Origin of the sequence: Allobosea sp., from assembly GCF_030694325.1 — a bacterium.
In the GTDB taxonomy this organism is placed as follows: Bacteria; Pseudomonadota; Alphaproteobacteria; order Rhizobiales; family Beijerinckiaceae; genus Allobosea.
Map to the genome: position 1 here is coordinate 1 of NZ_JAUXYO010000179.1, position 4,408 is coordinate 4,408.

At 68.8% G+C, this 4,408-nt stretch carries 5 protein-coding genes; 4 read left to right on the top strand and 1 reads right to left on the bottom strand.

Going from position 1 to position 4,408, the window contains the following annotated elements:
- The first annotated feature begins 160 nt into the window (after window positions 1–160).
- Genes Q8M82_RS11130 through Q8M82_RS11140 form a run of 3 tightly spaced genes read left to right on the top strand, consistent with a single transcriptional unit; the run spans window position 161 to window position 2,934 of the window.
- Window positions 161–919, top strand: coding sequence for a hypothetical protein (locus Q8M82_RS11130; RefSeq protein ID WP_305691421.1), 759 nt, complete (start codon window positions 161–163; stop codon window positions 917–919).
- A 60-nt stretch (window positions 920–979) separates the two neighbouring features.
- A complete protein-coding gene (gene tgt / locus Q8M82_RS11135; protein WP_305691422.1) occupies window positions 980–2,152 on the top strand; it encodes a tRNA guanosine(34) transglycosylase Tgt in 1,173 nt (390 codons plus the stop codon).
- Entirely contained in the window at window positions 2,149–2,934 is a 786-nt protein-coding gene (locus Q8M82_RS11140; protein ID WP_305691423.1) for a hypothetical protein, read from the top strand. The genes tgt and Q8M82_RS11140 overlap by 4 nt, the downstream gene beginning before the upstream one ends.
- Here the strand turns inward: Q8M82_RS11140 and Q8M82_RS11145 are convergent.
- Window positions 2,914–3,846, bottom strand: a complete 933-nt coding sequence (locus tag Q8M82_RS11145; protein ID WP_305691424.1) for a DMT family transporter — start codon at window positions 3,844–3,846, stop codon at window positions 2,914–2,916. The genes Q8M82_RS11140 and Q8M82_RS11145 overlap by 21 nt on opposite strands.
- A 199-nt stretch (window positions 3,847–4,045) precedes the next feature.
- On the opposite strand from Q8M82_RS11145, the gene Q8M82_RS11150 reads away from it, so the two are divergent.
- Window positions 4,046–4,408: hypothetical protein (locus Q8M82_RS11150; RefSeq protein WP_305691425.1), on the top strand; the 363-nt coding region annotated here is incomplete at its 3' end.

Sequence of the window (4,408 nt, forward strand, 5' to 3'; positions counted from 1 at the left end):
GTTCTCGACCTCGGCGACCGGACGATCGTCGGTTTCAAGCCGGAGATCTATGCGGCGGCCGTGAAAACGGCCGCGTAAACCGAGCAGATCGGCCCTAAGGCAAGACATTTGAAGCGTCGGCGCAACGCGGACTTTACAAAGCGCTGTCATGCTCGAGGGCATGATCGCTCCTACTGCCGCAACGCGCGCCACGTTCCCGAACGTCTCCTTCGGGCCGTTTCGCCTGCTGGAGGCCGTGCCCTGGCTGCTGGTCGCGGCGACGATGCGGGTCATCGCCTTCGCCGGCGGTCTGGTCGCGCTGCCCGCCATCATGCTGGCCAACATCGCGCTGCTGCTCGCCTTCGTCATCGTGACCTGGCGGATGGTGCTGGCCACCGACGGGCGCAGCGGGCTCGGTCTGCTCGGCCTGAGCCAGCAGATCGGGATGGCGCGTGCCGTGCTGCCGCCGATCTTCGGTGTGCTCGTGGCGGCCACGGTGGTGTCGGCGTTGACCGGGCTGATCGGCAGCCCGGGCGAATTCATGCTCGGTTTCGATGGCATCGCCTTCGACCAGGCCAGCCACCCGGGCCGCGTTTGGAGCGCCCTGGTCGCCGCGCTCGTTCTGTTGATGGTGCTTCAGGTCGACGAGGCGTCAAAACCCAGCCTGCTCATGGCGATCAGGCGGTTTTGGGAGCATGCGCGCTGGCTCATCCCCGGCGTTCTGCTCGTTGCAGTGTTGTCGGTCCTACTGCACCCCATTCAGGGTTATGTTCGCGGACTGATCGTACAGATGTGGCAGCACTCGCAACTGCCCATATTGGTCAAGAGCCTGCTGTCGATGGTCTTCATCTTCTCCTTTGCCACGGTGCGTCTCTGGTTGACGGTCGGCATCCTCGTCTTTGCGCTGCGCCAGTCCTATCGCGCGCGGCCCGAGAGCTGATGTCGCGGCAGGCTCTGCGGCCTCTTCCCTAATCACGCCTGCTGCTCTACCTCGCGGGCCATGACCGCATCGCTCCCGTCCGCGCCGGCCGCCCCCGCTCCCGCGACCGACTTCAGCTTCCACCTCCACGCCCGCGACGGCGCCGCCCGGACGGGCGAGATCGCCATGCCGCGCGGCGTCATCCGCACGCCGGCCTTCATGCCGGTGGGCACGGCGGCGACCGTCAAGGGCATGTATCCCGACCAGGTCAGGGCTCTGGGCGCCGATGTGGTGCTCGGCAACACCTATCACCTGATGCTGCGGCCGGGCGCCGAGCGCATCGCCGGGCTCGGCGGCCTGCACCGATTCATGAACTGGCCGCACCCGATCCTGACCGATTCCGGTGGCTTCCAGGTGATGTCGCTCGCCAATCTGCGCAAGCTGACCGAGGAGGGCGTCGCCTTCCGCTCGCATATCGACGGCTCGAAACACATGCTCAGCCCGGAGCGCTCGGTCGAGATCCAGAACCTGCTCGGCTCCGACATCGTCATGCAGCTCGACGAATGCGTCTCGCTGCCCTGCGAGGACAAGGTGGCCGAGAAGGCGATGCGCCTGTCGCTTCGCTGGGCGCAGCGCTGCAAGGACGCCTTCGGCCATCATCCCGGCCGGGCGCTGTTCGGCATCGTCCAGGGCGGGGCGGTGCCGCATCTGCGCGTCGAGAGCGCGCGCGAACTCGCGGCGATGGACCTCAAGGGCTATGCCGTCGGCGGACTGGCGGTCGGCGAGCCGCAGGAGATCATGCTGGCGATGATCGAGACGGTCGAGCCGCATCTGCCGGTCGAGAGGCCGCGCTATCTGATGGGCGTCGGCACGCCCGACGACATCGTCGAGGCGGTGCGCCGCGGCATCGACATGTTCGATTGCGTGATGCCGACGCGGGCCGGCCGCCACGGCCAGATCTTCACCCGCTTCGGCCGGATGAACCTGAAGAACGCCAAACATGCCGACGACCCGCGCCCGGTCGACGAGACCTCCTCCTGCCCGGCCGCGAACGGCTGGTCGCGCGCCTATCTACACCACCTCGTCAAGGCGGAGGAGATGCTCGGCAAGATGCTGCTGACCTGGATCAACCTGGCCTATTACCAGGAGCTGATGGCTGGCCTGCGCGCCGCCATCACTGAGGGGCGGCTGGAGGATTTCGTCGCGCAGACCAAGGAAGGCTGGGCGAGGGGCGAGGTCCCGGCCGCGCCGTGATCGACCCCTGGTACCTGATGCTGGCGGGCAAGATGGCCACCGCCGCCGCCATCGTCGTCGGCTGCTCGCTGCTGGCCGAGCGCAGCGGGCCGCTGATCGCAGCTCTCATCGCCACCCTGCCGATCTCGGCCGGGCCGGTCCTGGTCTTTCTCGCGCTCGAGCACGATGCGGCCTTCATCGGCGAGAGTGCGCTCGGCGCCATGACCTCCAATATCGCCAATGCCGGGCTGAGCTGCGCCTATGTGCTGCTGGCCCAGCGCTTCGGCACGGTGCTCAGCCTGGCCGCCGCGCTGGCGGCCTGGGTCGCAACCTTGCTGCTGATGCGCGGGCTCGATCCCTCCTTCCCGGTGCTGACAATTGTCACCATCCTCCTCTATGGCGGGCTGCACAGGCTGTTCCGGCCTTATCTCGCCGCGCGTCCTGACCGGCCGCCGGAGCGGCCGTGGTATCTCATCCCGATGCGGGCCGGCTTCGTCGCGGCTCTCGCCGGCACGGTGACGACGCTGAGCGCTCATGTCGGTCCGGGCTGGTCGGGCTCTCTCGCGGCCCTGCCGATCGTCCTCGGCAGCATGATCGCGATGCTGCAGCCCCGTATCGGCGGCCCGGCCACGGCCGCGGTGCTGGCCAATGGCGCGCTTCCGCTGATCGGCTTCGGCCTGGCGCTGGGGGCGCTGCACCTCACAGCCGTTCCGCTCGGCTCGGCCATGGCGCTGAGTCTTGCGCTGGCCATTGCGATCGGCTGGAACCTCGGCGTGATGCGGCTAAGCCGCCGGGCGGGCTGAGCGACGCCAGGAAGCGACGAACAGGCCCGCGATGATCAGGCCGATGCCGGCGACCTGCAGCCCGCTCGGGATCTCGCCCAGCACCGGGATGGCGAGCAGCGTGCCGATGATCGGGATCGTCGGCGGGAAGCGCCCGGCCACCGCCGGCCCCATGCGCCTTGCCGCGACGCTCCACAGCCAGAGTCCGAGGATGACGTTAAGCACCCCTTGGTTGATGCCGTGCAGGACGATGACCCACCAGGGCGCCACGTCGAAGCCGCGGAAGAAGAACAGCGCGTAGAACGGCAGATAGGCCATCGACAGCACCGCGACGACGCTGGTCGCCTTCAGCGGGTCGAGCCGCCAGAGCTGGACCAAGAGCGGATACATGCCCCAGATCAGTCCGACGCCGACGAAGCAGAGATCGCCGAACAGGATCGACGGGTTGGTGTGGGTCGTGCCGGCGATGCCGAGGCAGGCCAGGCCGAGCAGCACCGCCACGATGCCGATGACGAGTTGGCGCGTGATGATCGCGCCGAACAGCGCGACGCTGCCGATGATCGAGATGACCGTCACGAGGCCGGGCCCGATCGTCGCGCCATGGGCGGCCGGCGCATAGGTGACGCCGGTGAGGAGCAGATAGCTCATCGGGAAGCCGCTCATCACGGCCAGCAGCAGGCCGCGACCCCAGCCGATGCCGTTGCAGCTCTTCACTCCGCCCGCGAGGAAGCCCGGCAGCAGCAGCAGGCCGGCGATGCCGAAGCGCAAGGCGAGGAGGTCATGCGAGGTCAGGCCGTTGAGCACCGCATGCCGGCTGATCACGAAGTTCGAGCCGAAGATCAGCATGGCCAGCACCATGCCGGCAAAGGCCAGCCGCCACAGGCGCCGATCGCGCATCCGGGCGGCTTCCGACAGGGGCGCGGTCTCGTGCATCAGCCGGTATCGCCCGGTTCGGCGCCCGCGCGCTAGCGCGCAGGCTGCATGGCCCCCGCGCGAAATCCGCGCCGCTGCGCCCTCGACGCATGGCTTCGGAAACAATCCGAGACGAAACGCCGCAATGGCTCCACGCTTCCGCCCTTCCGGGACCGAGGGCGCAGGGTCTTGTGGTGGCGTTCACGGAGGAAAGTCGCAGATGACGGATTCGGTCTTCACGGCCACGGCCAAATTCCTGCGTGGCGTCGGCGCACAAGCGACCGTGTCGGTCGCGGCCTCCGCACTGGCCGCGGCCTTGCTGGCCGTGCCGGCAGGGATCCCGCTGCCGTTCGTCGGCAGCTCAGCCCGGACGGACGCGGCGGTGGCACAGCAGGAGCGCTGGGTCTCGCCCGTCGCCTCGGACGGCAAGATCCGCGAGCGACATCAGGATGCGGCGGCCAGCGAACCGCCGTCGAGGGCCGCCCGGGGGCTGATCGGCCCGGCCGCGATCGTGATGCCGATGTCGCTGGGCTGGCAGCCGCCCGTCGCCGAGGTCGCCGTTCTGCGGCAGGAGCGGCCGGCA